General features: G+C 71.5%; 24 protein-coding genes. 9 read left to right on the top strand and 15 right to left on the bottom strand.

Annotated elements, in window-relative coordinates; translation table 11 throughout:
• Positions 1 to 18 precede the first annotated feature (18 nt).
• Positions 19 to 1,452 (bottom strand): gamma-aminobutyraldehyde dehydrogenase, encoded by a 1,434-nt coding sequence (locus AB0K67_RS38870; RefSeq protein WP_364070186.1) that lies wholly within the window; start codon positions 1,450 to 1,452, stop codon positions 19 to 21.
• Between the two features lie 197 nt (positions 1,453 to 1,649).
• Between AB0K67_RS38870 and AB0K67_RS38865 the strand changes: the two genes are divergently transcribed.
• Entirely contained in the window at positions 1,650 to 2,141 is a 492-nt protein-coding gene (locus tag AB0K67_RS38865; protein ID WP_364070183.1) for an Lrp/AsnC family transcriptional regulator, read from the top strand.
• Between the two features lie 9 nt (positions 2,142 to 2,150).
• On the opposite strand, the gene AB0K67_RS38860 is transcribed toward AB0K67_RS38865, so the two are convergent.
• From AB0K67_RS38860 to AB0K67_RS38815, 10 genes are all read right to left on the bottom strand, one after another.
• Positions 2,151 to 2,795, bottom strand: coding sequence for a cyclase family protein (locus AB0K67_RS38860; protein ID WP_364070181.1), 645 nt, complete (start codon positions 2,793 to 2,795; stop codon positions 2,151 to 2,153).
• Between the two features lie 94 nt (positions 2,796 to 2,889).
• Complete coding sequence (locus tag AB0K67_RS38855) at positions 2,890 to 3,297, bottom strand: hypothetical protein (RefSeq protein WP_364070178.1); 408 nt, start codon at positions 3,295 to 3,297, stop codon at positions 2,890 to 2,892.
• A gap of 34 nt (positions 3,298 to 3,331) precedes the next feature.
• Positions 3,332 to 6,076: a glycoside hydrolase family 38 C-terminal domain-containing protein gene (locus tag AB0K67_RS38850; RefSeq protein WP_364070176.1), complete on the bottom strand. Its 2,745-nt coding sequence runs from the start codon at positions 6,074 to 6,076 to the stop codon at positions 3,332 to 3,334.
• Positions 6,073 to 7,152: a Gfo/Idh/MocA family oxidoreductase gene (locus AB0K67_RS38845; RefSeq protein ID WP_364070173.1), complete on the bottom strand. Its 1,080-nt coding sequence runs from the start codon at positions 7,150 to 7,152 to the stop codon at positions 6,073 to 6,075. Before AB0K67_RS38845 ends, AB0K67_RS38850 begins: the two co-directional genes overlap by 4 nt.
• The gene (locus AB0K67_RS38840; RefSeq protein WP_364070171.1) at positions 7,149 to 8,042 is read right to left on the bottom strand and encodes a TIM barrel protein; all 894 of its coding nucleotides are present in this window, start codon (positions 8,040 to 8,042) and stop codon (positions 7,149 to 7,151) included. The genes AB0K67_RS38845 and AB0K67_RS38840 overlap by 4 nt, the downstream gene beginning before the upstream one ends.
• Positions 8,033 to 9,226, bottom strand: coding sequence for a CehA/McbA family metallohydrolase (locus AB0K67_RS38835; protein WP_364070168.1), 1,194 nt, complete (start codon positions 9,224 to 9,226; stop codon positions 8,033 to 8,035). Before AB0K67_RS38835 ends, AB0K67_RS38840 begins: the two co-directional genes overlap by 10 nt.
• Positions 9,223 to 10,287, bottom strand: a complete 1,065-nt coding sequence (locus AB0K67_RS38830) for an ABC transporter ATP-binding protein (RefSeq protein ID WP_364070166.1) — start codon at positions 10,285 to 10,287, stop codon at positions 9,223 to 9,225. Before AB0K67_RS38830 ends, AB0K67_RS38835 begins: the two co-directional genes overlap by 4 nt.
• Positions 10,287 to 11,105, bottom strand: a complete 819-nt coding sequence (locus AB0K67_RS38825; protein ID WP_364070163.1) for a carbohydrate ABC transporter permease — start codon at positions 11,103 to 11,105, stop codon at positions 10,287 to 10,289. The genes AB0K67_RS38830 and AB0K67_RS38825 overlap by 1 nt, the downstream gene beginning before the upstream one ends.
• Positions 11,102 to 11,926, bottom strand: coding sequence for a sugar ABC transporter permease (locus tag AB0K67_RS38820; protein WP_364070160.1), 825 nt, complete (start codon positions 11,924 to 11,926; stop codon positions 11,102 to 11,104). Before AB0K67_RS38820 ends, AB0K67_RS38825 begins: the two co-directional genes overlap by 4 nt.
• 76 nt (positions 11,927 to 12,002) lie before the next feature.
• A complete protein-coding gene (locus tag AB0K67_RS38815) occupies positions 12,003 to 13,397 on the bottom strand; it encodes an extracellular solute-binding protein (protein ID WP_364070157.1) in 1,395 nt (464 codons plus the stop codon).
• 264 nt (positions 13,398 to 13,661) lie between these two features.
• Between AB0K67_RS38815 and iolC the strand changes: the two genes are divergently transcribed.
• The 5 genes from iolC to AB0K67_RS38790 all read left to right on the top strand — a co-directional run bounded on the left by iolC (position 13,662) and on the right by AB0K67_RS38790 (position 19,458).
• A complete protein-coding gene (gene iolC / locus AB0K67_RS38810; RefSeq protein WP_364070154.1) occupies positions 13,662 to 14,600 on the top strand; it encodes a 5-dehydro-2-deoxygluconokinase in 939 nt (312 codons plus the stop codon).
• Positions 14,601 to 14,605: 5 nt separating this feature from the next.
• The gene (locus AB0K67_RS38805) at positions 14,606 to 15,505 is read left to right on the top strand and encodes a deoxyribose-phosphate aldolase (protein ID WP_364070269.1); all 900 of its coding nucleotides are present in this window, start codon (positions 14,606 to 14,608) and stop codon (positions 15,503 to 15,505) included.
• Entirely contained in the window at positions 15,502 to 16,341 is an 840-nt protein-coding gene (gene iolB, locus AB0K67_RS38800) for a 5-deoxy-glucuronate isomerase (RefSeq protein WP_364070151.1), read from the top strand. The genes AB0K67_RS38805 and iolB overlap by 4 nt, the downstream gene beginning before the upstream one ends.
• Complete coding sequence (iolD, locus tag AB0K67_RS38795; RefSeq protein ID WP_364070148.1) at positions 16,338 to 18,185, top strand: 3D-(3,5/4)-trihydroxycyclohexane-1,2-dione acylhydrolase (decyclizing); 1,848 nt, start codon at positions 16,338 to 16,340, stop codon at positions 18,183 to 18,185. The genes iolB and iolD overlap by 4 nt, the downstream gene beginning before the upstream one ends.
• Positions 18,186 to 18,246: 61 nt before the next feature.
• On the top strand, positions 18,247 to 19,458 hold the full coding sequence (locus AB0K67_RS38790) for an AI-2E family transporter (protein ID WP_364070145.1): 1,212 nt from the start codon (positions 18,247 to 18,249) through the stop codon (positions 19,456 to 19,458).
• Positions 19,459 to 19,582: 124 nt separating this feature from the next.
• On the opposite strand, the gene AB0K67_RS38785 is transcribed toward AB0K67_RS38790, so the two are convergent.
• Together AB0K67_RS38785 and AB0K67_RS38780 are read right to left on the bottom strand one after the other, a co-directional pair.
• On the bottom strand, positions 19,583 to 20,065 hold the full coding sequence (locus AB0K67_RS38785) for a GNAT family N-acetyltransferase (protein WP_364070143.1): 483 nt from the start codon (positions 20,063 to 20,065) through the stop codon (positions 19,583 to 19,585).
• 81 nt (positions 20,066 to 20,146) lie between these two features.
• The gene (locus AB0K67_RS38780) at positions 20,147 to 20,683 is read right to left on the bottom strand and encodes a DivIVA domain-containing protein (RefSeq protein ID WP_364070140.1); all 537 of its coding nucleotides are present in this window, start codon (positions 20,681 to 20,683) and stop codon (positions 20,147 to 20,149) included.
• Between the two features lie 115 nt (positions 20,684 to 20,798).
• Between AB0K67_RS38780 and AB0K67_RS38775 the strand changes: the two genes are divergently transcribed.
• On the top strand, positions 20,799 to 21,518 hold the full coding sequence (locus tag AB0K67_RS38775; RefSeq protein WP_364070137.1) for an ATP-binding cassette domain-containing protein: 720 nt from the start codon (positions 20,799 to 20,801) through the stop codon (positions 21,516 to 21,518).
• Positions 21,515 to 22,186, top strand: coding sequence for a hypothetical protein (locus AB0K67_RS38770; protein WP_364070134.1), 672 nt, complete (start codon positions 21,515 to 21,517; stop codon positions 22,184 to 22,186). Before AB0K67_RS38775 ends, AB0K67_RS38770 begins: the two co-directional genes overlap by 4 nt.
• A gap of 201 nt (positions 22,187 to 22,387) precedes the next feature.
• Here AB0K67_RS38770 and rlmN read toward each other — a convergent pair whose 3' ends face one another.
• Positions 22,388 to 23,488 carry a 23S rRNA (adenine(2503)-C(2))-methyltransferase RlmN gene (gene rlmN / locus AB0K67_RS38765; RefSeq protein WP_364070131.1) on the bottom strand — a complete coding sequence of 367 codons (1,101 nt, stop codon included), beginning with the start codon at positions 23,486 to 23,488 and terminating at the stop codon, positions 22,388 to 22,390.
• A 119-nt stretch (positions 23,489 to 23,607) separates the two neighbouring features.
• On the opposite strand from rlmN, the gene AB0K67_RS38760 reads away from it, so the two are divergent.
• Positions 23,608 to 24,627, top strand: coding sequence for a suppressor of fused domain protein (locus AB0K67_RS38760; RefSeq protein ID WP_364070128.1), 1,020 nt, complete (start codon positions 23,608 to 23,610; stop codon positions 24,625 to 24,627).
• A 6-nt stretch (positions 24,628 to 24,633) separates the two neighbouring features.
• On the opposite strand, the gene AB0K67_RS38755 is transcribed toward AB0K67_RS38760, so the two are convergent.
• On the bottom strand, positions 24,634 to 25,473 hold the full coding sequence (locus AB0K67_RS38755) for a phosphatidate cytidylyltransferase (protein WP_364070125.1): 840 nt from the start codon (positions 25,471 to 25,473) through the stop codon (positions 24,634 to 24,636).
• Positions 25,474 to 25,500: the final 27 nt, after the last annotated feature.

Genomic DNA, 25,500 nt, shown 5'->3' with positions numbered 1-25,500 from the left:
TCCAGGATTTTTCCTTAGTTATTCGCCGATGTAGTGCATGACGTGCTTGACCCGGGTGTAGTCGTGCAGGCCGAACACCGAGAGGTCCTTGCCGTACCCCGAGTGCTTGAAGCCGCCGTGCGGCATCTCCGACACGAACGGGATGTGCGTGTTGACCCAGACCACACCGAAGTCGAGCCGGTTCGACATGCGCATGGCGCGGCCGTGGTCGGAGGTCCACACCGAGCCGCTCAGGCCGTAGCGCACGTCGTTGGCCTTGGCCAGCGCGTCGGCCTCGTCGGTGAACGTCTGCACGGTGATCACGGGGCCGAAGACCTCGTTCTGCACCATCTCGTCGTCCTGCTTGAGTCCGTCCACGACGGTCGGCGCGAAGAAGTAGCCGCGCTCGCCCACGCGGTGACCGCCGGTGAGGATCTTGGCGTGCGAGGGGACGCGGTCGATGAAGCCCTGCACCCTGGCGAGCTGGTTCTCGTTGTTGAGCGGGCCGTAGAAGGCGTCCTCGACCTCGGGGCCGCCGGTGACGGTGGCGGCCGCGGCCTCGGTGAGCGCGGCCACGAACTCGTCGTGCACGCTCTCCTGCACCAGCACCCGGCAGGCCGCGGTGCAGTCCTGGCCGGCGTTGTACAGGCCCGCGGCGGCGATGTCGGCGGCGGCCTTGCGCAGGTCCTTGACGTCGTCGAACACCACGACGGGGGCCTTGCCGCCCAGCTCCAGGTGGACCCGCTTGAGGTCGTCCGCGGCGTTCTTGGCGACGGACATGCCCGCGCCGACCGAGCCGGTGATGGCCACCATCGACGCGGTCGGGTGACCGACGACCAGCGCGCCGGTCTCCCGGTCGCCGGTGACGACGTTGAAGACGCCGGGCGGCAGCACGGAGCCGGCGATCTCGGCCAGCTTGAGCGTGGAGACCGGGGTCGTGTCGGACGGCTTCAGCACGATCGTGTTGCCGGCCGCGAGCGCCGGGGCGATCTTCCAGACCGCCATCATCATCGGGTAGTTCCACGGCGTCACCTGGCCCACGACGCCGATCGGCTCGTGCCTGATGACGCTGGTGTGCTCGGCCAGGAACTCACCGGCCGTCGGGCCCTCCAGCGTGCGGGCGGCGCCGGCGAAGAACCGGAAGTGGTCGGCGGCGACCGGCGTCTCGTCCTCGGCCATCCTGGCCAGGGGCTTGCCGGTGTTGCGGCACTCCGCCTCGTTGATCTCGTCGGCCCGCGCCTCGATCGCGTCGGCGATCTTCAGCAGCAGCCCGGCACGCTCGCCAGGAGTGGTCCGGCCCCACGACTCGAAAGCGGCGGCCGCGACGGCGTAGGCGGCGTCGACGTCCTCCTTGCCGGAGACCGGCGCCTGGACGTACGCCTCACCCGTGCAGGGATCGATGATGTCGGAGAACCGGCCGCTCTTGGCGTCCACGAACTCACCGTTGATGAAGTTCTGCAGACGGGTTGTCATTCGCCCTCCTGGTGAGGTGGCTGAGATGCCGCGACTCTGACAGAGCAGGTGCATCTGGACAAGGGATTTCGTGGTGAAGATATCAAATTGCTACGAATTCGCTTGACAGACCGCCAAGAACTGACAACATGTCGCACCAGGACGGCAACCCAGCGGGAACGCCCCCGTAACGCCGGCCCGCTAGGAGGATCCGCTCGATGACGACGCCGCCGCGCGTACGCCGCAACAACGGTAAGTCAGGACCCGTGGTGCTCGACGATCTGTCCAAGCAGATCATCGAGCAGCTCCAGATGGACGGGCGCAAACCGTACGCGGCGATCGGCAAGGCGGTCGGGCTGTCCGAGGCGGCGGTCAGGCAGCGCGTGCAGCGGCTGCAGGACGCCGGGGTCATGCAGATCGTCGCGGTCACCGACCCGCTCACGCTGGGCTTCCCCCGGCAGGCCATGATCGGCGTCAACTGCGAGGGCGACCTGGAGACGGTGGCCGACGAGCTGGCGGCCATCGACGAGATCGACTACGTCGTGCTCACGGCGGGTTCCTTCGACGTGATCGTGGAGGTGGTCTGCGAGGGCGACGGCCACCTGCTGGAGATCCTCAGCAAGATCCGGGCCATCCCGTCCGTACGCGCCACCGAGTCGTTCGTCTACCTCAAGCTGCGCAAGCAGACGTACTCGTGGGGCACCCGCTGACCTGGGCCGTCAGGCGATCCGCGCGACCGCTCGCACCGGAGCCCCGTCCGCGCCCGGCAGCCGCAGCGGCAGCAGGGACACCTCGATCCGGCCCTCCGGCGCGGCGAGCAGCCGGTCGAGGTTGGTCAGGTTCTCGGCGATGACCGCGTGCGCGCCGAGCAGCACCCGGTGTGCGGGGAAGTCGTCGGCGGGGTCGGCGGGCGTCGGGTCCACGCTCAGCGCGTCGATGCCCACCGTCCGCACCCCGCGCTCGATCAGCAGCGCCGCCGCCTCCTCCGTCAGGTACGGATGCCCGATGTAGCGGTCGCCGCCCCACCACCGCGACCAGCCGGTGGCGACCAGCACGATCGTTCCCGCCGCGACCCCGCGGAACGGCTCAGGGCCGATCGGGGCGCGCGGCGGCAGGCCGCGCACGTCCACCACCGTCGCGGGACCGCAGAACCGGTCGAGCGGCACCTCGTCCAGGGCGGGCAGCGCGTCGTCGATGTGCTTCGGCGCGTCCACGTGGGTGCCGGAGTGCGAGCCGAGATGCAGGCCGAGCACGTTGACGCCGTCGCGCTCCACGGTGAGTGCCGGGCGGACCGAGACCTCGGGATCGCCCGGGTAGACGGGCATCCCGGTCTCGATCGGCACCGACAGATCGACGATCGTCATGACACCTCAGTGTGGCGAACGTGGAGCTGCTCTGCACGCCATCGGCGCGCCGCCCGCCGACTAGCCTTTCCAGGCCCCCGACCAGGCAGGGACCTCAGCCGAAAACGTCCTCCGCCGACACGACGGTGACCGCCCTGATGTGCCACTCCCGCAGCAGGCCGGGATCCTCGCACCCGGTGATCCGCTGACGCACGTGCTCCGGCACTGGCAGCCCCCGGGCCTCAAGCACCTCGAGCACAGCCTCCGCCCCTCGCCTGACGCTGCCCTTGAGCTCGCCGCGGACCTCTCCCTCGGCGATGAGATTCTCCTCGCCCGAGCCGTACAGGATGGCGCTGTCCGCCCGGCAGACGCCGGGATCCGCTTCCGAGAGGTCGGGTGAGGCGAGTCGTGCCGCACCCGACTTCGGGACCGGAAGGTCGAACAGCGCCCGCAGCATGTCCCGGGTGTATTCGAGATTGCGGGTCGCGATCTTGTTCAGACCCTCATGCTGGGCCGTGACCATGGCCCGGACATTACTAACGCGTTCGAGCCATTACTCAGTGTTTACGAAACTGGACGGTGGCGATCTCCCAGGGGCCGAGAGGAAGGCGGAGGGTGCCGTCGGTGACCTCGAGCGGGTCGCCGGGACGGCCGCGGAGGTCGGCGTGGCGGGCCTCCTGGAGGCCGCCGGCGATGACGGCCTCGGTCGGATCGGGGGTCATGGCGACGACGCGGAGTTCGAGCCAGCCGTCGCGGTCGCGCAGCGAGGTCATGACGACCCCGTCCCCGGTCACCGACAGGCCGGCGGCGGGCTGCGGCATGGGCAGCGAGCGGTCGCCGAGGCCGGGCACCGCGAGCAGGTCGTGGCGGAACGTCTCCGCCTGCGGCACGACCTTCTCCCACGACCCCTGGAACGGCATGAGCGCCAGGTTCACCGTGCGCAGCCCGCGCGACTGGGCGGCCGGGGTGGGCAGCTGGGGCCCGGCGGGCTCGGGCCGCAGGGCGTTGCGGTTGCGGGACAGGTAGCCGACCGAGCGCAGCAGGGTGAGCGCGAGCTCGTCGTCGTTCACCTCGTACTCGGTGACGTGCTCCAGCAGCGCGGCCACGCCGCCCGCGGCGACCCAGGAGGAGGCGGGGAAGGTGGGCAGCGGGGTCTCGCCGCAGCCGCCCTCGGAGGTCAGGGCGCGGGTGACGACGGCGAACTGCCCCTCCGCGTACGACTCGGTGGCGGGCTTCGGCAGCGGCACGTGCAGGCGTACGCGGTGGTCGTCGCACCGGTTGTCGAACTCGACGCGCAGCCGGACGAACGGCTCGCCCGCGCGCAGCTCGACCCGCATGGTGACGACGATCTCCTCCATCTCGGCGCGCCGGTTGGCGGCGGGCACCTCGGGGGCGCCGTCGAGCCCTTCGCCGGCGACGGGCCAGCGGTAGGTGCGGCGGACGTCCACGGCGGCGACCAGCGGGCCGCTGTAGATCAGGTCGGTCTCGACGGAGACCGGCTGGGAGACGACCAGGTCGGCCTGCGGCGGCGCGTAGTTGTAGGTGTCGCCGACGTCGCCGCCGTCGACGATGCGGCCCGCGCCGGTGACCACGGTGCCGTCCTCGGCGTGCAGGTCGAGCAGGCCGTCGTCGGCGATGACGACGCGCAGCAGCCCGTTGTCGAGCACGCGTTCGTCGCCGCGTACGGGCAGGGTGGCCGAGTCGGAGCGCAGCCAGCACGCCGGGTGGTGCTCGCCGGGCAGCGCGGTGGGCTCGGCGGTGGCGTCGGTGGGGCCGTACACCTCGGAGCGGGGCGCGGTCCTGACCGTGGTGTGGCCGAGCGGCGGCGCCTGGACGAGGGCGGCGACGGTACGGCGCGGCTCGGCGATGATGCGCACCCGGGTGACGCCGTCGATGGCGGCCCGCAGGTCGTCCATGTCGAAGACGACGGACGTCTCGCGCGCCACGGTGAAGGTGAGCGTGTCGCCCTCGACGGACCAGTCGGTGATGTGCTGGCCGTACAGCTCGGTGCCGTGCACGAAGGTGAGCGCGACGGCCGGGTCCATCTCGGCGTCGAGCAGCAGCGTGGCGGCGTATTCGAGCGGCTGGGTGGGCACGGGCGCGCCGGTGGCGTCGACGAGGGGGTCGGAGCCGGCGACGTCGAGGGTGACGATGCCCGAGCGGGTCTTCGGCGTGGGGTTGACGATGACGATGGAGCCGGACGGCGCGGCCTCGGCGAGCCTGGCGGTCACCATGTCGCGCACCGCCTGCCCGAGGTGCTCGGCCTCGGCGATGCGGGCGGCGACCTGCTGGGCGGTGTCGTCGACGCCGCAGCCGGTCACGGAGTCGTGGCCGCTGGCGTCGACGAGCCGCCACCAGGCCATGTCGAGGAAGCGTCCCGGCCATTCGTCGCCCCAGAGCGCGGCGAGCGGCTCGGCGTAACGCTCGACCATCCGCTCGGCGCGGCCCATGGCCTGCTTGACGTGGGGACGGATGGAGATGACGCCGGGCAGGATGTTGGCGCGGGCGTGCGAGCGCAGCTCGCCGTGGACCTGGGGCAGGCCCTCCACGTCGCCGGAGTACGCGCTGATGTAGCCGGACAGGGTGTCCATGCGGGCGCCGATGGCGGCGACCATCTCGGGCAGGCCGCGTACGGGCGCGGAGTGGTCGGTGCCGTACATGGCGAGCAGCGACCCCGCGGGCCCGTGCCACTCGCGCATGGTCCTGACGAACGAGGCCGCCCGCTCCTTGAGCCCTTCGGTGTCGTGGAAGAGGTGGGCTCCGTTGCCGTAGCCGCCGGCCGGGAGGTACTGCGTGCGCAGCGCCGTGCCGTCGGGAGCGGTCCAGGCGAAGGCGTCGGTGGTGACCGACGACGGCACGCCACGGTAGACGCAGGCGTGCAGCAGCCCCGCCTTGCGCAGGATCTGCGGCATCTGCGCGGTGTGGCCGAACATGTCGGGCAGGTAGCCGACCGGCATGGCGCCGCCCAGCTTGTCGGCCCTGGACATGCCGAGTTCGAGGTTGCGGATGATGTTCTCGCCGGAGCACAGGAACTCGTCGAGCAGGATCTGCCACGGTCCCACCGCGAGCCGGCCCGACTTCACCAGGGCGGCGACGCGGTCGCGGTTCTCCGGACGCACCTCCAGGTAGTCGTCCACGCACGCGAGCTGGCCGTCGAGCGTGAAGTGGTAGTCGGGCTCGCGCTCCATGGTGTCGAGCACCTCGTCGAGCAGCGCCACCAGGCGCAGCCTGAAGCGCTGGAAGGGTTCGTACCACTCACGGTCCCAGTGGGTGTGCGGTACGACGACGATCTCGGTGCTCACGCTGCTTCCCCTCCAATGGGCAGATCGTGCTGTACGGCGTAGCGAGCCGCGATCCGCTGTGCCGTGACGATGTCCTCAAGCCCGCCGGCCGCGTCGGTGAGCGGCGGCGTGCCATCGTTCACGTAAGCATGGAAGGCCGCGAGTTGTACTTCGAACGCCTCAGTCACCTCGCGCCATACCGCACGGCTCTCGCCCGGGGTGACCACGGTGAGCGTGGTGGGGGCGTTCATCAGGTAGGGAGAGGGGAAGACGAGTTCGAGCGAGCCGCTGTCGTGGTGGATGGCCACGGTCTCGCGGTAGGCCGGGTAGTCCTCCAGGTAGTGCCAGCGGATGGAGAACCTGCCGGTCTCGGGCAGGGGGCCGGAGATCTCGATGGAGCCGGGCGTCTCGCCCCACGTCTCGACGTACGAGATCTCGGCGGGCGAGCCGGTGAAGCGGCGCAGCAGCGACAGGTCGTGGCAGATGGAGCCGAGCGCGACGCCGTACAGGTCGCGTACGGGCTTCGGCGCGTCGGCGCCCAGCGCCCGGGAGACCAGCTCGTCCTCGGCGGCCCGCAGGGAGGCGAGCAGCCCGGGGTCCACGTCGCGGGCCTGGGTGAGGTTGGCGAAGGCGAGCTGCGACTGCCCGCTCGGGTGCAGCACGGTCACCTCGATGGCCCTGATGGCGGCGGGCCCGCCCAGCTCGGCGAGCAGCTTCTCGGCGCGGCGCACGGCGGGGTCGTACTGCTTCATGTAGCCGACCATCAGCCGCCCTTCGGGCAGCGCCTCGACCTCGGCCCTGGTCAGGGCGAGCGGCTTCTCGCAGAGCACGGCGTAGCCGGCCTCGAGCGCCCGGCGCACGGTCTCGCCGTGCGAGCCGGAGGCGAGCACGACGACGGCCTCGAACCCGCCGTCGGCGAGCATGCCGGCGACGTCGGTGTAGCGCTTGCCCGCGCCCAGCCGGTCGCCGACGGCGTCGGCGAGCGTCTGCGACAGGTCGCAGACGGCGACCACCTCGAACAGGTCGCGGCGGCGCGACAGCAGCGGCACGTAGACCGCCTGGGTGACGGCGCCGCAACCCACCAGCGCGATTCTCACAGTCCCAAGTCCTTCAGTTTCTGGCGGTTGGCCGCCTGGTCGGCGATGTTCTGGGCGACGGTGCGCCGCCCCGGAAGGGTGTCCTGCTCGACGATGACCCAGCCGGAGTAGTCGATCTCGTCGAGCGTGCGGATGACGGCGGGCAGGTCGAGCTCGCCCTCCCCGAGCCGGGCGAAGCCGCCGCGGCCCATCAGCTCGCGCAGGTCCACGCCGTCGGCGAGCGCCTGGGCGAGGATCTTGTTGTCGCCGTCCTTGATGTGCACGTGGGTGACCCGGCTCGCCCACCTGCGCAGGCACTCGACGGGGTCTCCCCCGGCCAGCAACAGGTGGCCGGTGTCCAGGCACAGCTCGACGTCGGTCAGCTCCAGCAGCCGCTCGACGTCGTCGGGCGTCTCGACGTACGTGCCGAGGTGGTGGTGGTAGGCGGGCTCGAAGCCGCGCTCGCGGCAGCGGTTCACGGCCTGCTGGATGCGAGCGGCGTAGGCGGGCCACTCGGATGCGGGCAGTCCGGGCGCGTTGCCTCCCGGCCTGGCGAACCGCTCGGGCGTGCCGGGCGCGGCCAGCGTGGGTCTGGGCGGCAGGTCGCCTTCGGGCGCGGCGGCGAAGAAGTCGAGCGCGGCGTCCAGCCCGGCGAGGTCCTGCTCGAACGCCTCGGCGTCGTGGTAGCGCAGGTCCACCCAGCCGCCGGCGAGCAGCAGCCCGGCGCCGGACAGCCGCTCGGCCAGCTCGCTGCCGGTGCCGAGGTAGCCGATCGGGCCGGAGTCGATGCCCTCGTAGCCGGCGTCGGCCAGGGCGCGGACCATCTCGTCGGCGGTCAGCGGTGGCGGGGCGTCGCTCAGCTCGAACACGCCGAAGCTGACGGGAGCGTTGGCGACTTTCCTCACGCGCATAGGGCGATCACCTCGTTCTCGTGGGTTTCGAGCCGGTGCGGCCCGTCGATGGCAGGCAGCAGCACGTGCTCGCCGCGCACGACCTGGCGGGTGCCGTCGGGGCGGACCAGCACCAGGCCGTCGGCGTCCAGCGCGAGCAGCTCGTCGCCCAGCCGGAGCAGAAGCGGCGCGTCGGGGCCTGCGGAGACCGCGGTGCGCCCGGCCCGTACGCCGTCGAGCACCGCCTCCGTCTCGGGTTCGTCACCCGCCACGAGCACCCAGGTCGTGGGCGCGCCGGGCAGGCCGTCGTTGCCGTGCCGGTGGAAGTCGCTGCCGCCAATCGCGATGACGTCGTCGCGCCAGGCGTCGGCCCAGGCGAGTGGCGCGCCCCAGCGGCGGTCCCACCAGCCGGAGTGCCACACCTCGGCGACCTGGGGGCGGCGCTCGATGGGCTGCAGCCAGGCGCAGTCGCCGCCGAGCGGATGGTTGATGGACATGATCCCGCCGTTGCGCTCGGCGTGCTCGTACCAGGAGTCGGGCGCCTTGCGGAAGTCGACCCAGCCGACGTCGCCGAAGACGTTGGCGTGGCCGCGGTCGGTGGTGACCTCCTGGCCGGGCAGCAGGCGGATGCCGCGGTCGATCTTGCCGAGCCAGGGGTGGTGGCTGACCGTGTTGTGGTCGGTGACGGCGAGGAAGTCGAGCCCGCGCCCGTGGGCCAGCTCGGCCAGCTCGGCGATGGTGAGGCTGCCGTCGCTGTGCACGGTGTGGGCGTGGAAGTCGCCGGCGAACCAGCGCAGGCCGCCGACGTCGGGGATGTCCCTGCGGGGCGGGCGCTCGCCGTACGGTGGCTCCTCGGCGGCCGGCTCGGGCGGTGCGGTGCGCTCGCAGGTGATCTCGAGCGTGTAGTCGAGGCCCTGCGGCGGGATGCGGTGCAGCCGCAGCCACACGTGCCAGGTGCCGGGCTCGGGCTCGCCGGGCAGGTAGCCGGGGGTGGCCCAGTCGCGGGTGATCGTGTACTCGTCGCGCGCGCCGCCCGACCAGCCGCGGAACCCGCCGGGGGCGCCGCAGCCGAGGTCGAGCACGCCCTGCGACCTGTCGTAGGAGAGCTTGACGTGCACGGCTGCGGTGCCGGGCGGCACCTCGAACGGCACTTCGCGCAGGATCCGCTCCAGGCGGTCGTCCAGCGTCCAGTGGCCGGTGGTCATACGAGCTCTCCGTTCCGGTAGATGAGTGCGCGGTCGCGGCGGGGCAGGGCGAAGCCGTCGTCGCCGACGGCGGGCTCGCTGCCCTCGGGCACCACGGCCTGCACGCTGACGCCGCCCACGTCGAGGGTCACCAGGTGGGCGGCGCCGAGGTTCTCCACGATGGCCACCTTCCCGCCGAACGCGCCGTCCGCGGGCTCGGCGGAGTAGGCCAGGTATTCCGGCCGTACGCCGTACACGATCTGCTCCCCGTCGGACAGCAGTCCCGCGGCCGAGTCGGGGACCGCGACCTTGCAGCCTGCCACTTCCAGGGTGTCACCTCGTACGATGCCGTCGAGCAGGTTCATCGGCGTGGAGCCGATGAAGGCGGCGACGAACGTGTTGGCGGGCCGCTGGAACACCTCGGACGGCGTGCCGATCTGCCGGATGTGCCCGGCCTCCATGACGGCCATCCTGTCGGCCATGGCCAGCGCCTCGGCCTGGTCGTGGGTCACGAAGACGGTGGTGACGCCCAGCTCGCGCTGCAGCTTCTTGAGGAACGTCCTGGCCTCAAGGCGGAGCCTGGCGTCCAGGTTGGACAGCGGCTCGTCGAACAGGTACGCCTGCGCCTGCGTGGCCATGACCCTGGCGAGCGCGACGCGCTGCTGCTGCCCGCCGGAGAGCTGGCCGGGCCGCCGGTCCATCAGGTGCTCGAGGCCGAGCCGCGCGCCGACCTCGGCGGCCTTCTCGCGGCGGGTCCCCTTGGGGACCTTCTTGATGCGCAGCGGGTAGGCGATGTTGTCGGTGACGTCCATGTGCGGGAACAGCGCGTAGTCCTGGAACACCATGGCCACGTCGCGGCCGCCCGGCTGCACGCCGGTGACGTCCCTGCCGCCGATGACGACGGCACCGCCGGTCGCGGTCTCCAGGCCGGCGATCGTCCGCAGCAGCGTGGTCTTGCCGCAGCCGGAGGGCCCGAGCAGGGCGAAGAACTCGCCGTCGGGGATGACCAGGTCGAGCGCGTCGAGCGCTTTGACCCCGCCGGGGTAGACCTTGGTCAGCCCGCGTAGTTCGATGGCGGCCATTAACGCTTGATCCCTCCGTGGAAGCGGAAGCCGTACTTCTTGCTGACGAACAGGTACATGAGCACCACCGGGATCGAGTACAGCAGCCCGAACGTGGACAGCATGCTCAGGTTCGCCTGCCCGCCCTCGGTGTACAGCGTGTACGTGATCACCGCCGCCGGCTGCTTCTCCACGTCGCTGAGCAGCAGGTACGGCATGAGGAAGTTCCCCCACACGTTGGCCACGGACCACACGGCGATGGTGGCCAGGCCGGGCCGGACGACGGGGACGACCACGTGCCGGACGATCTGCAGCGGCGAGGCGCCGAAGACCCGGGCGGACTCCTCGTAGGACTTCGGCGTGGAGTCCATGAAGTCCTTGAGCATGAAGATCGCCGCGGGCAGCAGGCCGCCGGTCAGGATGAGGATGAGCCCCATCTGGGAGTCGATGAGGTTCAGCTCGACCGCGAGCTGGAACAGCGGCACCATCGCGGCCGTGCCGGTGATGATCGACGACAGCAGGAGCAGTGCGTAGAGCAGGGCGTCGCGGCCGGGCACCCGCACGCGGCTGAGCGCGTACGCGGCCAGGGCCGAGAAGATCACGACCAGCAGCGCGGTGCCGACCGACAGCACCACCGAGTTCCACAGCGACGGCAGCGCGTACGGGTGCTCGACGACGGCCTTGAAGTTGTCCCAGGTGAAGTCGGGCACCCGCACCTCGTAGGTGGGGTCGGAGGTGAAGGGCGCGGTCACCAGCCACAGCAGCGGGATCGTGAAGAACGCCAGCAGCACGGCGATCATCGTGTAGAACCCGATGCGGCCCAGGACGAATCGCGTCATTTCTTGCTCCTGAGCAGCCGCAGGTAGAACACCGCCACGACCAGGTTGATGAGCAGGATGATCGTGGAGACCGCGGCTCCGTAGCCGAGCTCGCCGCCCTGCAGCGCCACCTTGTAGACGTGCACGGCGAGCACTTCGGACTTGCCGTCGGGTCCGCCGGCGGTGAGCAGGAACGGGCTGAAGTCGTTGAACGTCCACAGGCTGATGAGCAGCAGGTTCGTCAGGATGTGCCCCCTGATGTGGGGGAAGACGACGTCCCTGAGCTGCTGCCAGCCGGAGGCTCCGGCCAGGCGGGCGCTCTCCAGGTGGGAGGGCGGCACGTTGCCGAGCGCGGCGCCGTACAACATCATCGAGAACGCGGTGCCGCGCCAGGTGTTGAACACGATGATGGACAGCATCGGGTGGTCGAGCAGCCAGGCCATGCCGGGCATGCCGAGCAGCGCGTTGAGCGTGCCGGCGTCGCGGTCGAGCAGCGCCACCCACAGGAACGACACGATGGCGCTGGGCAGGATCCAGGCCAGGATGACCAGGCCCTCGACGACGCGCTTGATCGGGCCGCGCTTGTCGCGCAGCAGCCAGGCGATGGTGAAGCCGAGCACGACCTGACCGATGACCGCCGAGCCGAGCACGAACTCCACGGTCAGCCAGGTCGAGCTCCAGAACGTCGGGTTGGAGGCCGCGTCGAGGAGGTTGTCCAGGCCGACGAACTGCGGCTCGGCGGCGGCGACACCGGTCAGGCGGTAGTTGGTCAGGCCGAGATAGAGCACCCACAGCGCGGGGAAGACGAGGAAGGCCGCGATGAGCAGGAGGGCTGGGGCCATGAAGACCCCGGCCCTTGCCTTGCCCAGGCCCGCCGCGTCCGAGCTGTAACGCTCTTTGCCGCTCTCGGCCGCTACTTCAGGAGGCGATATTGCCTGCGCCACCGACGATTCCCTCAAGCTTCTTCTGGTAGTCGGCCGCCGCCTGGTCGGGCGACGTGCCGCCGACGACCGCGGCGGTGGCCTCCTGCAGCGCCACCGACACCTGCGGGTAGACCGCGACCGGCGGGCGGTAGGCCGTCAGTGGCAGCACCTTCTCCGAGATGTAGGTGAGCAGCGGCTCGCCGGCCAGGATCTCCTTGTTGACGTCCGCGCGCGGGGTGATGCGCACGTTGCCGTCCTTGGTCTCCTCCTTCAGCGCCTCGGGCGAGAGCGTGAAGGCGGCCAGCTCGAACGCCTCCTTGGGGTGCTTGCTGTTGGGGTTGACCGTGCGCAGCGCGCCGCCGGACATGCTGACGAAGTCCTGGCCGCGGATGCCCTTGCCCGGCTCGATGGCGGGGATCATGGCGTAGCCGACGACCTGGTCGCGGTCGGCCATCTTGGCGATGCCGGTCTTGGGGTTGACCACGCCGCGCCAGAAGTAGTCGCCCTCCATCAGGATGCCGATCTTGCCCTCGGCGAACTGCTGGAACGACTTGTCGCGGCCCTTGGCCTCCTGCTGGAGCTTGGGGTCGCCGAGGCCGCCGCCGTAGATCTTCTGGTAGAAGCCGAGCGCGTCCTTCAGCGGCTGGGACGCGCCGGTCCACTTGCCGTCCTTCTGCACCTCGCCGCCCGCGCCCGCGAGCAGCGGCAGCACGCCCTGCATGGAGGTGGCCTCGCCCATGGCGGTGCCGGCGTTGATCTGGATCGGGACGGGCACGCCGGCGTTCTTGAGCTTGGTGCCGGCGTCGATGATCTCCTGCCAGCTCTTGGGCTGCCAGTCGGCCGGCAGGCCCGCCTTGGCGAAGAGGTTCTTGTTGAAGTACAGGACGCGGCCGTCGGTGCCGATGGGCAGCGCGTACCTCTTGCCGTTGAACTCGGTCATGCCCTGGACGGCCTCGGGGATCTGCGCCCAGCCGTCCCAGTTGTCGGCCTCGGGGCCGACCAGCTCCGACAGCGGCTTGATGTAGCCGGCCTCGGCGAACTCACCGGCCCAGATGCCGTCGAGGTCGATCACATCCGCGCCCTTGCCCGACTTGAGGTCGAGCGAGAGCTTGGTCTTGTACTGCTCGTCATCGACGCCGCTGGGTACGAACTTGACCGTGACGTTCTTGCCCTTCGCCTTCTGGGCCTCTTCGAACTTCGGGATCACCCAGTCGGTGATGTGCTGCGCGGCGGCGGCGTTCTTACCACCGGCGATGGCGTTCTGGGTGATCGTCAGCTCGATGGTGTCACCGCCTCCGCCGCCGCCGGAGGACTGGCCGCAGGCGGCGAGCCCTAGACCGGCCGCGGTGATGACCGCGACCACACCCAACGACCGTTTCCGCAATGCCATGCAAACCCTCCGACGTGTCCTTAAAGGGAGGCAGCCATGGGCCAATATGTCATGACATTCAGATGACGTAAAGACCTGGCCATGATCAAGGAAGTGCCCTCATACTGCGGCTTTGTCCAGGGAGGACCGAATGTTCACATTTCGGTCACCTGAGACGTGAGCACCGGGGTTTCGGACGGGGCACATTGCGCAACATAGCGGACATCCGAATGTCATGACAATATGCCATAGTGTCGAGGGTAAGCTCCGTCCCTGGAGGTGCTGTTGTACGACCTGATCACGATCGGCCGCTGCGGCGTCGACGTCTACCCGCTGCAGACCGGGGTCGGCCTGGCCGACGTCGAGAGCTTCGGCAAGTTCCTCGGCGGCAGCCCCACCAACGTCGCCGTCGCCGCCGCTCGGCACGGTCTGCGCCCCGCCGTGATCACCGGGGTGGGCGCCGACCCGTTCGGCGACTACGTGCGCCGGGCGATCCGCGGTTTCGGCGTGGACGACGCCTTCGTCAGCACCATCGAGGGCGCTCCCACCCCCGTGACGTTCTGTGAGATCTTCCCGCCCGACCACTTTCCCATCTACTTCTACCGCGGCGAGCATCCGCCGGACCTGCGCATCGAACCGTCCATGCTCGACCTCGACGCGATCGCCCGCACCCCGCTGTTCTGGTTCTCGCTGACCGGGCTCAGCAAGGAGCCGAGCGCCTCCGCCCACGAGGCCGCGCTGTCGGTGCGCACCTCCGGCTGGACGGTGTTCGACCTCGACTACCGCGCCACCCTGTGGGAGTCGCGCGAGGCCGCCCACGAGGCCGCGCGCAAGGCGCTGCCCCACGCCAACGTGGCCGTGGGCAACCTCGATGAGGTGGAGGTGGCGGTCGGCGTGCGCGAGCCCGAGGCCGCCGCGCAGGCGCTGCTCGACGCCGGCGTACGCGTCGCGATCGTGAAGATGGGCCCCGAGGGCGTCTTCGCCCGCACCGCCGAGGAGAGCGCGCTGGTCGAGCCCATGAAGGTCGAGGTCGTCAACGGCATCGGCGCCGGAGACGCCTTCGGCGGGGCCGTCTGCCTCGGCCTGCTGCGCGGCTGGCCGCTCGAACGCACACTGCGCTTCGCCAACGCCGCCGGCGCCTTCGTGGCCGCCCGCCTGGCCTGCGCCGACGCCATGCCGACCACGTCCGAGGTGGACGAACTGCTGAACGGGGCCCGCTCGTGAGCGACATCACGCTGCCGCCCAGGGCGGCCGACTACGGGCGGCTCACGCACATCCGCGCCACCAGGCCGGAGGAGATCGCCGAGGCCGCGGCCCGGCGCGAGCGGCGCGGCCTGCCCGCCGAGGGCGAACGGCTGCTCATCATCGCCGCCGACCATCCGGCGCGCGGCGCCCTCGGCGTGCGCGACCGGCCGCTCGCCATGGCCAGCCGGGTGGACCTGCTCGACCGGCTGCGCGTGGCGCTGGCCAGGCCGGGTGTGGACGGCATCCTCGCCTCCCCCGACGTGCTCGAAGACCTGCTGCTGCTCGGCGCCCTCGAGGGCAAGCTCGCCTTCGGCTCGATGAACCGGGGCGGCCTGCAGGGCTCGGTCTTCGAGATGGACGACCGCTTCACCGGCTTCGACGCCGACGCCATCGACGCCATGCGGCTCGACGGCGGCAAGATGCTCTGCCGCATCGACCCGTCCGACCCCGCCACCGTCTCCACGCTGGAGTCGTGCGCGCGGGCGGTCAGCGACCTGGCCAGGCGTCGGCTCGTGGCGATGGTGGAGCCGTTCTGGTCGCGCAGGTCGGAGTCGGGCGCCGTACGCAACGACCTGTCGCCCGACGCGGTGATCAGGGCCATCAGCGTCGCCCAGGCGCTCGGCGTGACCTCCGCCTACACCTGGCTGAAGATCCCCGCCGTGGCCGAGATGGAGCGCGTCATGGCCGCGACCACGCTGCCCGCACTGCTGCTCGGCGGCGACCCGCCCGACATCGACGCCGCCTACGCCGACTGGCACCGCGCGCTCGGCCTGCCCGGGGTGCGCGGCCTGGTCGTCGGGCGCGCCCTGCTCTATCCCCCGGACGACGACGTCGCGGCCGCGGTCGACGGTGCCGCGGCCCTGGTGCGAGAGGTTCGTGCATGACCTACCTTCCCTACGGCAAAGCCGCCCGCGACCCCTGGACGGTGGAGATCACCCCGTCCGTGGCCGGGTGGACGTACTCGGGGCTGCGGGTGACGGACCTGGGCGAGACCCCGGTCACCTTCGACACCGGCGAGGAGGAGTTCCTCGTCCTGCCGTTGGCCGGCTCGTGCACGGTCGCGATCCCGGGCGAGACGTTCGAGCTGACCGGGCGGGCGTCGGTCTTCGACGGGCCGTCCGACTTCGCGTACGTGCCGATCGGCACCGAGGTGACGCTGACCGGCACCGGCCGCATCGCGCTGCCGTCGGCGCGCGCCACGCGCGGGCTCGACCCCCGCTACGTGCCCGCATCCGAGGTGTCCGTCGAGATCAGGGGCGCGGGGCAGGCCACCCGCCAGGTCAACAACTTCTGCGCGCCCGACGCCTTCGAGTGCGACAAGCTGATGGCGGTCGAGGTGCTCACGCCCGGCGGTAACTGGTCGTCGTACCCGCCGCACAAGCACGACACCCCCAACCCCGGCGAGGCGGTGCTGGAGGAGATCTACTACTTCGAGGTCGCCGGTGAGGGCGTCGGCTACCAGCGCGTCTACACCTCCGAGCGGGGCCACATCGACACGCTCGCCGAGGTGTCGTCGGGCGACGTCGTGCTCATCCCGTACGGCTACCACGGCCCCTCCATGGCCGCGCCCGGCTACGACCTGTACTACCTCAACGTCCTGGCCGGCCCGGCGGAGCAGCGGTCGATGGCCTTCTGCGACGACCCCCGCCACGCCTGGATCCGCTCCTCGTGGGACGGCCAGCCCATCGACCCCAGAGTGCCGTTCGGGAGGACGTCATGACCCGGTTGACCGTCGCGCAGGCCGTCGTCCGCTTCCTGGCCGCGCAGTGGAGCGAGCGCGACGGCGTCGAGCGCCGGTTCTTCGGCGGCTGCGTCGGCATCTTCGGCCACGGCAACGTGGCCGGCATGGGCCAGGCGCTCGCCACCTCCGGCACCGACCTGCCGTACTACCTGAGCCGCAACGAGCAGGCGATGGTGCACACGGCCGCCGCCTACGCCCGCGCGAGCAACCGCCTGGCCACGCTGGCGTGCACCACCTCGATCGGCCCCGGAGCCACCAACATGATCACGGGTGCGGCGGGCGCCACCATCAATCGGCTGCCCGTGCTGCTGCTACCCGGCGACATCTTCTCCACCCGCGTCGCCAGCCCGGTGCTGCAGGAGCTGGAGGACCAGCGCTCCTACGACGTCTCGGTCAACGACTGCTTCAAGCCGGTCTCCCGCTACTGGGACCGCGTCAACCGCCCCGAGCAGCTCCCTTCGGCGCTGCTCGCGGCCATGCGGGTGCTCACCGACCCGGCCGAGACCGGCGCGGTGACGCTGGCGCTGCCGCAGGACGTGCAGGCCGAGGCCTACGACTGGCCGGACGAGCTGTTCGCCCGCCGGGTCTGGCACATCGCGCGGCCCCGGCCCGAGCGCGCGGCGCTGGCCCGCGCCGCCGAGCTGATCACCTCCGCCGAGCGCCCGCTCATCGTGGCCGGCGGTGGCGTCATCTACAGCGAGGCCACCGAGGCGCTGCGGGCCTTCGCCGAGGCGCACGGCGTGCCGGTGGCCGAGACGCAGGCGGGCAAGGGCGCGCTGCCGCACGGGCACCCGCTCGCCCTCGGCGCGGTCGGCGCGACCGGCACCACGGCCGCCAACGCCTTCGCCCGCGAGGCCGACGTGGTCATCGGCATCGGCACCCGCTACAGCGACTTCACCACCGCCTCCCGGACGATCTTCGCGCCCGACGCCCGCTTCGTGAACCTCAACGTCACCGGCTTCGACGCGGCCAAGCTCTCCGGCCTGCAGCTCGTCGCCGACGCCCGCGAGGGGCTCGCCGACCTGGACGAGGCGTGTGCGGGCTGGAGCACCCCCGACGCCTACCGGGCGCGGGCCGCCGAGCTGATCCGGGCCTGGGACGCGAAGGTGGACGCCGCGTACGCGGTGGAGAGCACCCCCATCTCGCAGGCGGCGGTGATCGGCGCGGTCAACGCGGCGGCCGGCGACGACGGCGTGGTGGTGTGCGCGGCCGGGTCGATGCCCGGCGACCTGCACAAGCTCTGGCGGCCCAGCGGCCCGGGCAGCTACCACGTCGAGTACGGCTACTCCTGCATGGGCTACGAGATCGCCGGTGGGCTCGGCATCAAGCGGGCCGCCCCTGAGCGCGAGGTGTTCGTGCTGGTGGGCGACGGCTCGTACCTGATGATGGCCCAGGAGCTCGTCACCGCCGTCGCCGACGGCGTCAAGCTGATCGTGGTGCTGGTCGACAACTCCGGCTTCGCCTCCATCGGGCGGCTGTCGGAGAGCGTCGGCGCCGAACGCCTCGGCACCGCCTACCAGGCGAGCGACGGCGGCCCGCTGCCCGTCGACCTCGCCGCCAACGCGGCCAGCCTCGGCGCGGCCGTGCTGCGCCCCGAGTCGGTCGCCGATCTGCGCAAGGCCCTCGAGGCGGCCAGGTCGGCGAGCGAGACCACGGTCATCTACGTGCCCACCGACCGGCTCGCCGACGACGTGCCCTCGTCCGAGGCGTGGTGGGACGTGCCCGTGGCGCAGGTGGCCACGACCGACGCCACCCGGTCCGCCAAGGAGGAGTACGAGGCGAACAAGCGCGCCCAGCACGCGCACCTGGCGCCGCCCGCCTAGCATGATTGCCCCCGATCAGCCTGGGGAACTCCTCTGACCAGGCACGATTGGGGGCAAGGCGATGGGGCCGTGGCGGCTGCTGGGGTGGATCGCGGTCGTCGCGGTCGCCCTGTTCTGCCTGCATCACCTGCGTACGGTGGCGCTGTCCATCGTCGTCGGCGTCTTCCTCACGGCGCTGCTGCTGCCCCCGGCCCGCCGGCTGATGTCGCGCGGTGCCGGGCGCGCGCTCGCCACCGCGGTGGTCTTCTCCGGCGGGCTGCTGCTCGCGGGGGCGCTGTTCGCGCTGCTCGTGCCGCCCACCGTGGCCAGCCTGTCGGAGCTGGGCGCGAGCGTCGGCAAGGTGCTCGACGACCTGCACGGGCTCGTCACCCGGCTCGGGTTCGACGACCGGCAGCTCCTCGCGCAGGCCCGCGACTACCTGTCATCGCGCAACCGGCAGATCACCACCGGGGCCCTGGCCGGGGTGCGGACGGCGGGCGAGATCGTGGTCGGCGCGGTGCTCGCCGTCATCCTGTCGGTCTACTTCGTGCACTCGGGCGACCGGCTCTTCCGCTGGCTGATCTCGCTTGCGTCCGCGCCCGCGCGGCCCCGGATGGCCGAGACCGGAGCGCTCATCTTCGACGTCATCGGCCGCTACATCCGCGGTGTCGCGATCGTGGGGCTGGTGGACGGGTTCTTCATCGGCGTCGCGCTGTGGATTCTCGGCGTGCCGCTGGCGCTGCCGCTCGCGGTGCTGACGTTCGCGGGGGCGTTCCTGCCGGTGGTGGGCGCGCTGTTCGCCGGGCTGCTCGCCGCCGTCGTCGCGCTGGTCGCCAAGGGGTGGCTGGTCGCGCTGATCGTGGTCGCGGTGACCGTGGCGGTGCAGCAGCTCGAAGGGCACGTGCTGGCGCCGCAGATCTACGGCAAGGCGCTCGACCTGCCGGGCGCGGTGATCCTGGTGGCGATCGCGGTGGGCAGCGTGGTGGCCGGGATCGCGGGGGCGTTCCTGGCGGCGCCGGTGACATCGGTGATCGTCGCCCTGCTGCACCGCACCAGAGCCGACGAGGAGTCTCCCGGACCCGATACGGGCCCTGCGGGACCACCTGACTCGGGACCGCCCGGCGCGGGACCCGCCGACGCGGGACCGGCCGCTTCCGGGCCGCCGGGCCAGCAGCCATCGAGGCCGGAGCCGCCGGGGCCGCAGCCGGGCGGACCGAAATCCGGAGGGGCGGGTCCTCAGCGGGGATCCGGCGGGCCGAAACCCGGGCCGTCCGGCCTGCGAACGGCCACCTAGCACCCGCCCGCCTTCCGACGGCCACCCGCCTCCCGGACGGCCACCCGCCTTCTGACGGCCAGCCGCTTTTTGACGGCCGCCCGCCTTTCGACGGCCACCCGCCGCTCGGTCGTGGCGGCCGCGTTCAGAGGCGGAGTTCGAGCTCCAGCTCGTGCCTGATCGGGATGCCGTCCGACTCCTTCGGGATGCTCGGCTTCAGCTCGCGCGCCCGTTCCACGGCCTCGCGGTGCAGGGCGACGAGGTCGAAGCCGTAACGCTGGTAGAAGCGCAGCGCGTGGGTGTTGTCGTTGGTGGTGATCAGCGTGAGCCTGGCCAGCCCCCGCTCGGCCGCCACCGCACGCACCGCGTCGAGCAGCGCCCGCCCGACGCCCTTGCCGGGCACGACGGCGTCGATCGTGATGATCTCCAGTGCGTCGCCGCGGTCGGCGTACGTCACCACGCCCGCCACCTCGCCGTCCAGCTCGGCCACGAAGCCGGGCAGGGTGGCGGCGTCGATCAGCTCGCCCCGCCCCAGCGCGATCACGGTGGTGCCCGCCCAGCTTCCGGTGAGCACGCGGGCCACGACACGCCCGTCCTCGGGGCCGATGGGCCGTACGGATATCGCCATGGCGCTCATTATGTGACGTGACTTTCGACTGTCACGGCGCTCTGCCTGCTCGCCGCCGTCGAGGCCGCCCTGGCGTGACCCTCACGAACGGCTCAGGCGCTGGTCGAGGACGTCGGCGATGCCCGCGAGGAAGGAGTCGACGTCGGCGATCAGGTAGCCGGGACGCAGTAGCACGGTCGAGAACTTCGCATTCCGCACGTCCTCGCCCGTCACCGGGTACTGGGTGGTGCCGCGCAGCGTGGCCACGATGCGGTCGAGGAAGGCATCGACCTCGTCCTCGTTGTAGCCGGTGCCCATGCGGCCGGTGCGGAAGCCGACCCGTTCGACGCGGGCGGCCTGCGTCTCGAACCACTCCTCGCGCAGCATGTCGCCGGTCGGCTCCGCCATCGCGAGCCGTACGGGCCGCTTGGCCTGCGCCTCCAGCGCCACCACGAACGCCTCCAGCGCGAAGTCCACCGCTGTCTCCTGATAGCCGCCACGCACGGCGCGGAACGTCGCGCTGCGCACCTCGTCGGCGGTGACGGGCTCCAGGAGGTGGGAGCCCCGCCCCAAGGTCGACTCGATCCGCCCGATCAGGGCGTCGACCTCGACGGGGTCATAGCCTGAACGCAAACCCATGACGCGTGGAAAGCGGTTCAAGCCTCAATCCTCCTGAGATGGGGGGTGCCAGGGGTGCTTCCATTGTCGGACCTTTATCCCGGCCCTGCGACCCGGCCTATATCGTTACGGGATCATGCGCTTGTCCAAAGTCGCCTACCGCTACCGCAGGCGTCATCCTCTCGTCATCGAGGAAGCCGACGCGAGCCTGTCGCCCGGCGACGTCATCGAGCTGACCGGCGCGAACGGGGCGGGCAAGTCCACCCTGCTCCGCCTGCTCGCCGGGCTCGCCCGGCCCACCTCGGGCACGATCACCGACCGTCCCGCGGTGGTCGGCTTCGCGCCCGACCGCTTCCCCACCGACCAGCCGTTCACCGTCGCCGACTATCTGCGGCACATGTCCCTCGTACGCGGTGGCGCCCGCTGGGAGCCCTGGGCCGAGCGGCTCGGCATGGGCCATCTCCTCGGCACCGCGCTCGCCGACCTGTCCAAGGGCAGCGCCCACAAGGTGGGCCTGGCGCAGGCGCTGATGGCCGAGCCGGGGCTGTTGATCCTGGACGAGCCGTTCGCCGGGCTCGACGCCGACACCCGCGCCGCGCTGCCCGGGATCGCCACCGAGGTGGCGGGGCGGGGCGGCATCGTCGTGGCGTCCGACCACCAGGGCGGTCTGCGCGAGTTACCCGGGCTGCGGCAGTGGGCCATCGTGGACGGCCGGCTCAAGGAGGGCGCGGCGTCCCCCTCACCGCCCGCCCGCGCCACCGTGGCCGTCACCCTGCCCGCCGACGAGCTGCCGGGTTTCCTGGCCAGGATGCGCGAGGAGGGCTATGAGGCCCGCCGCTTGGAGGAGAGCTCATGATCGCGCTGGCCCTCTACCGCCTGGCCGCGTACGTCCGCTCGCACCGCGTCTACCAGGCGCTGCTGCTCGCCCTCGCGCTGCTCGCGATCCTGCACGGCAGCCGGGTCCCGGCCGGCCAGGAGGGCTCCGCGCTGGCCGACGGCGCCGTGCTGCTCGTGCCCGTGCTCGCCTGGGCGGCGCGGAGCCTGCTCGACACCGAGCCGGACCGGCAGCGGGAGATGTCGGCCGTCCTGGTGGGCGGGCGCGGCAGGGAGGTGGCCGCGGGGCTGCTCGCGGCGTTCGCGGTCTGTGCCGCCTTCGCGGCGCTCGGGATGGGATGGGCGCTCCTGCTGGGCGTCACCCAGTGGCCCTCGCACGGCCTACTGAGCGCGGCGGCGGCCCTGTACGTAATGTCGGCGCTGACCGGCACCGCGCTCGGCGCGCTCACCAGCAGGGCCGTGCTGCCGTCACCGGCCGTCTCGATCATGACCTTGGTGCTCGGCTACCTGGCCATGCTGCTGCTCAGCGCCATGGCGCCGGCGTGGCTCACCGTGCCGCTGATCGGGTGGATGCGGGCGGCGAGCCGGTGTGAGCTCGTGGAGCGGCTGCCGGAGCTGGGGCCGATCTCGGTGGCGTGGTGCGTGATCGGCCTGGCCGCGTACGCCTGGCTCCGCCACCGCCGCGCCTGACAGCGCACACCGCCGGGCCCGACCCCACACGCCGGCTGGCCCGCCCCCGCACACCGCCGGCGGCCCGACCTCACACGCCGGCTGGCCCGCCCCCGCACACCGCCGGCGGCCCGACCTCACACGTCGACGGACCCGACCTCGCACGCCGTCGGGCCCCCGCGCGACGCCGCACTTGGCCGCCGCACCCGCTTTCGCGCGGGCTTATTCGGCGGCGGCGAGCTGGCCGCAGGCGCCGTCGATCTCGCGGCCGCGCGTGTCACGCACGGTCACCGGCACGCCGTGGAACTGCAGCCGCCGCACGAACGCCCGCTCGTCCTCCGGCCGGGAGGCCGTCCACTTGGAGCCCGGGGTCGGGTTGAGCGGGATCAGGTTGACGTGCACCAGCTTGTTCTTGATCAGCTTGCCGAGCAGATCGGCCCGCCACTCCTGGTCGTTGACGTCCTTGATCAGCGCGTACTCGATGGAGACGCGCCGCTTGGTGCGCGCCGCGTACGCCCACGCGGCGTCGAGCACCTCGGCCACCTTCCACCGCGTGTTGATCGGCACCAGCGTGTCGCGCAGCTCGTCGTCGGGCGCGTGCAGCGACAGCGCGAGCGTGACCGGCAGCCCCTCATCGGCGAGCTTGCCGATCGCCGGCACCAGCCCGACCGTGGAGACCGTGACGCTGCGCGCGGAGATGCCGAGACCGTGGGGCGCGGGCTCGACCAGCCGCCGCACCGCGCCGATCACCTGCTTGTAGTTGGCCAGTGGCTCGCCCATGCCCATGAACACGACGTTGCTGACGCGTCCCGGCCCGCCGGGCACCTCGCCGGCCGCCAGCGCCCGCGCGCCCGCCACGACCTGCTCGACGATCTCGGCGGTGGACATGTTCCTGGTCAGACCGGCCTGGCCGGTGGCGCAGAATGGGCAGTTCATGCCGCAGCCGGCCTGCGACGACACGCACATGGTGACCCGGTCGGGGTAACGCATGAGCACCGACTCCACCAGGGCGCCGTCGAACAGCCGCCACAGCGTCTTACGCGTCGTGCCGCCGTCGGTGGTCAGCTCTCTGACCGGGGTCAGCAGGTTGGGCAGCAGTGTGGCCAGCTTGTCCCTGGACGCCGCGGGCAGGTCGGTCATCGCCTGCACATCGGTGGTGAGGCGCTCGAAGTAGTGGCGGGAGAGCTGGTCGGCGCGGAACGCCTTCTCACCCAGCTCGGTGACCGCCGCCCGCCGCTCGGCCATCGACAGGTCGGCCAGGTGCCGGGCGGGCTTGGCCCGGCGCGGGGCGACGAAGGTGAGCTGACCAGGAGGCTGGGACACTGTGCTGCCTTTGCTTGAGGGGTTTGGGACCAGGGTAGTGAACGTTCGGATCGGAGGTGGAATTCCTGGTCACTGTCGGGCTCGCGTCCTGGTCTCCGGTCGATCTACAGTCGAGACGTATGGCGATTTCTCGGTCGGCATCTGGCGAGGGTGGCGCCGAGGTCGTGCTCGCCGCCGGCAACCCGTACGGCAGCCGGACGCTCGTCGTCGAGCGGGACGAGGACGCCTCGGTGGCTTACCTGTGCTCGCCCGACGGCACCGTGCACGGCGCGGTCTGGCTGGCCAACCACCGTCCCGCGCCGCAGGTCGTCGACCTGGCCCGCATCAACGCCGGTCTGCCGCCGCTCATGCCGAGGGCCAACACGCTCCACCCCGACGGCCGCCGCCCGCTCGGCGAGCTCACCCCGCTGTGGTTCGAGGAGGGCGACGGCGTGGCGCTCTACGAGGACGACGAGCTGCTCGCGGTCATCCCCGGCTGGGCCGACATGAGCCGCGGCATGCCGGGGTACGCGCGGGACGCGGTGGGCGAGTCGCCGTTCGCCTGGGCGCTGTCGGAAGCGCTCGAAGGGCTGCGGCCCCGCATCGCGAACGCCAGATCCTACTGGCGCTGGCGGCACAGCGAGGGGTCGTGGCCGTCGTTCCAGCAGTTCGTGATGGGCCACCTCGACCGGGTGCTGGGCCCGGCGGGGCGCTACTGGGACGCCAGCGGCGACCGGCTGCCGACCGTGGGCATCACCGAGCGTCCGCCGCACGGCGAGCGTGGGTTCACCGTGCTGTCGACGGTGGGGATGAGCTGCCAGCGCATGCCGACGGTCGAGCAGTGGATCGACCGGCCCGGCGCGTACGCCAGGGTCGAGCTGGCCGTGGCCACCCGCGAGGACCCGCGCGACGCGGCGCTGCTGCTGGTCTGGCTGTCGCAATATCCGTGGCACTCGGTGACCTGGCTGGGCCACGGCCACACGGCGAAGTGGTATCACGAACCGGCGACGTTCCCGCTGGGGCCGCAGTACTCGGGGGTGCTCATGCAGGCCAACCCACCCCACATGCCCGACATGTCGGGCTTTGCGTTCGGGGGCGAGGCGGTGCGGTGGCTCTGGCTCTCCCCCATCACCACGCAGGCCATGCAGGCACACTCATGAGCGTGCTCAGAAGAAGAGCGTCATGAGCAGCCAGACCGGCACCAGCGTCGTCACCAGCGAGTCCAGCCGGTCCATCAGCCCGCCGTGCCCCGGCAGGATCGTACCCAGGTCCTTGATGCCGAGATCCCGCTTGATCATCGACTCGATCAGGTCGCCCACGGTCGCGAGCAGGGCGCCCAGCGCGCCCATCAGCGCGCCCTGCCACAGCTCGCCGCCCAGCAGCCAGGTCACCAGCCAGGCGCCGATCACCGTACAGGCGATCAGCGAGCCCGCCAGGCCCTCCCAGGTCTTCTTCGGGCTGATCGCCGTGAGCTGATGCCTGCCGAACAGCACCCCGGCGACGTAACCGCCGATGTCGCTGGCCACCGTCACCGCGATGAAGATCAGCACCCGGTGGCTGCCGTCGTCGGGCTTCAGCAGCAGCGCCACGAACCCGCTCAGCATCGCCGGATAGAACAGCGTGAACACCGACGCCGACGCATCGCGGACGAAACCGTCCGTGCCCGCGCTGAACATCCGCCAGATCAGCAGCACGAACGCGAACACCGCGAAGGCCGCCAGCATCCAGACCGGCCCGCCCCAATAGGCGCCGGCCTGCATGGCCACCAGTCCCAACAGCACCGGGGGAACGGGCACCACGATGTCACGGGTGGCGAACGCCCTGGTCAGCTCGACCACGCCGACGCCCACGCACACCACGGCCACGAGGAGGAACAGCTCCTTGACCGTGTAGATGGTCCCGAGGACCAGCGCGCCCAGCACCAGCCCGACCGCGATCGCGGCAGGCAGGTTCCTTCCGGTACGGCTGCCGCCGCTCGAGCTGGTGCCAGCCGTACTTTTCTCCACAGACTTCTCCATAAGCCACGGCCCCCG

It is taken from the genome of Nonomuraea sp. NPDC052634, from assembly GCF_040678535.1.
Classification (GTDB): Bacteria; Actinomycetota; Actinomycetes; order Streptosporangiales; family Streptosporangiaceae; genus Nonomuraea; species Nonomuraea fastidiosa.
This window is presented reverse-complemented; position numbering and strand designations above follow the sequence as displayed.

Coding starts and splice junctions, on each gene's coding strand:
- iolD (WP_364070148.1), top strand. CDS start 16,338: ATGACCCGGTTGACCGTCGCGCAGGCCGTCGTCCGCTTCCTGGCCGCG.
- AB0K67_RS38760 (WP_364070128.1), top strand. CDS start 23,608: ATGGCGATTTCTCGGTCGGCATCTGGCGAGGGTGGCGCCGAGGTCGTG.
- AB0K67_RS38865 (WP_364070183.1), top strand. CDS start 1,650: ATGACGACGCCGCCGCGCGTACGCCGCAACAACGGTAAGTCAGGACCC.
- AB0K67_RS38835 (WP_364070168.1), bottom strand. CDS start 9,226: ATGACCACCGGCCACTGGACGCTGGACGACCGCCTGGAGCGGATCCTG.
- iolB (WP_364070151.1), top strand. CDS start 15,502: ATGACCTACCTTCCCTACGGCAAAGCCGCCCGCGACCCCTGGACGGTG.
- AB0K67_RS38870 (WP_364070186.1), bottom strand. CDS start 1,452: ATGACAACCCGTCTGCAGAACTTCATCAACGGTGAGTTCGTGGACGCC.
- AB0K67_RS38830 (WP_364070166.1), bottom strand. CDS start 10,287: ATGGCCGCCATCGAACTACGCGGGCTGACCAAGGTCTACCCCGGCGGG.
- AB0K67_RS38775 (WP_364070137.1), top strand. CDS start 20,799: ATGCGCTTGTCCAAAGTCGCCTACCGCTACCGCAGGCGTCATCCTCTC.
- AB0K67_RS38790 (WP_364070145.1), top strand. CDS start 18,247: ATGGGGCCGTGGCGGCTGCTGGGGTGGATCGCGGTCGTCGCGGTCGCC.
- AB0K67_RS38770 (WP_364070134.1), top strand. CDS start 21,515: ATGATCGCGCTGGCCCTCTACCGCCTGGCCGCGTACGTCCGCTCGCAC.
- AB0K67_RS38815 (WP_364070157.1), bottom strand. CDS start 13,397: ATGGCATTGCGGAAACGGTCGTTGGGTGTGGTCGCGGTCATCACCGCG.
- AB0K67_RS38780 (WP_364070140.1), bottom strand. CDS start 20,683: ATGGGTTTGCGTTCAGGCTATGACCCCGTCGAGGTCGACGCCCTGATC.
- AB0K67_RS38785 (WP_364070143.1), bottom strand. CDS start 20,065: ATGGCGATATCCGTACGGCCCATCGGCCCCGAGGACGGGCGTGTCGTG.
- AB0K67_RS38825 (WP_364070163.1), bottom strand. CDS start 11,105: ATGACGCGATTCGTCCTGGGCCGCATCGGGTTCTACACGATGATCGCC.
- AB0K67_RS38840 (WP_364070171.1), bottom strand. CDS start 8,042: ATGCGCGTGAGGAAAGTCGCCAACGCTCCCGTCAGCTTCGGCGTGTTC.
- AB0K67_RS38855 (WP_364070178.1), bottom strand. CDS start 3,297: ATGGTCACGGCCCAGCATGAGGGTCTGAACAAGATCGCGACCCGCAAT.
- AB0K67_RS38860 (WP_364070181.1), bottom strand. CDS start 2,795: ATGACGATCGTCGATCTGTCGGTGCCGATCGAGACCGGGATGCCCGTC.
- AB0K67_RS38820 (WP_364070160.1), bottom strand. CDS start 11,926: ATGGCCCCAGCCCTCCTGCTCATCGCGGCCTTCCTCGTCTTCCCCGCG.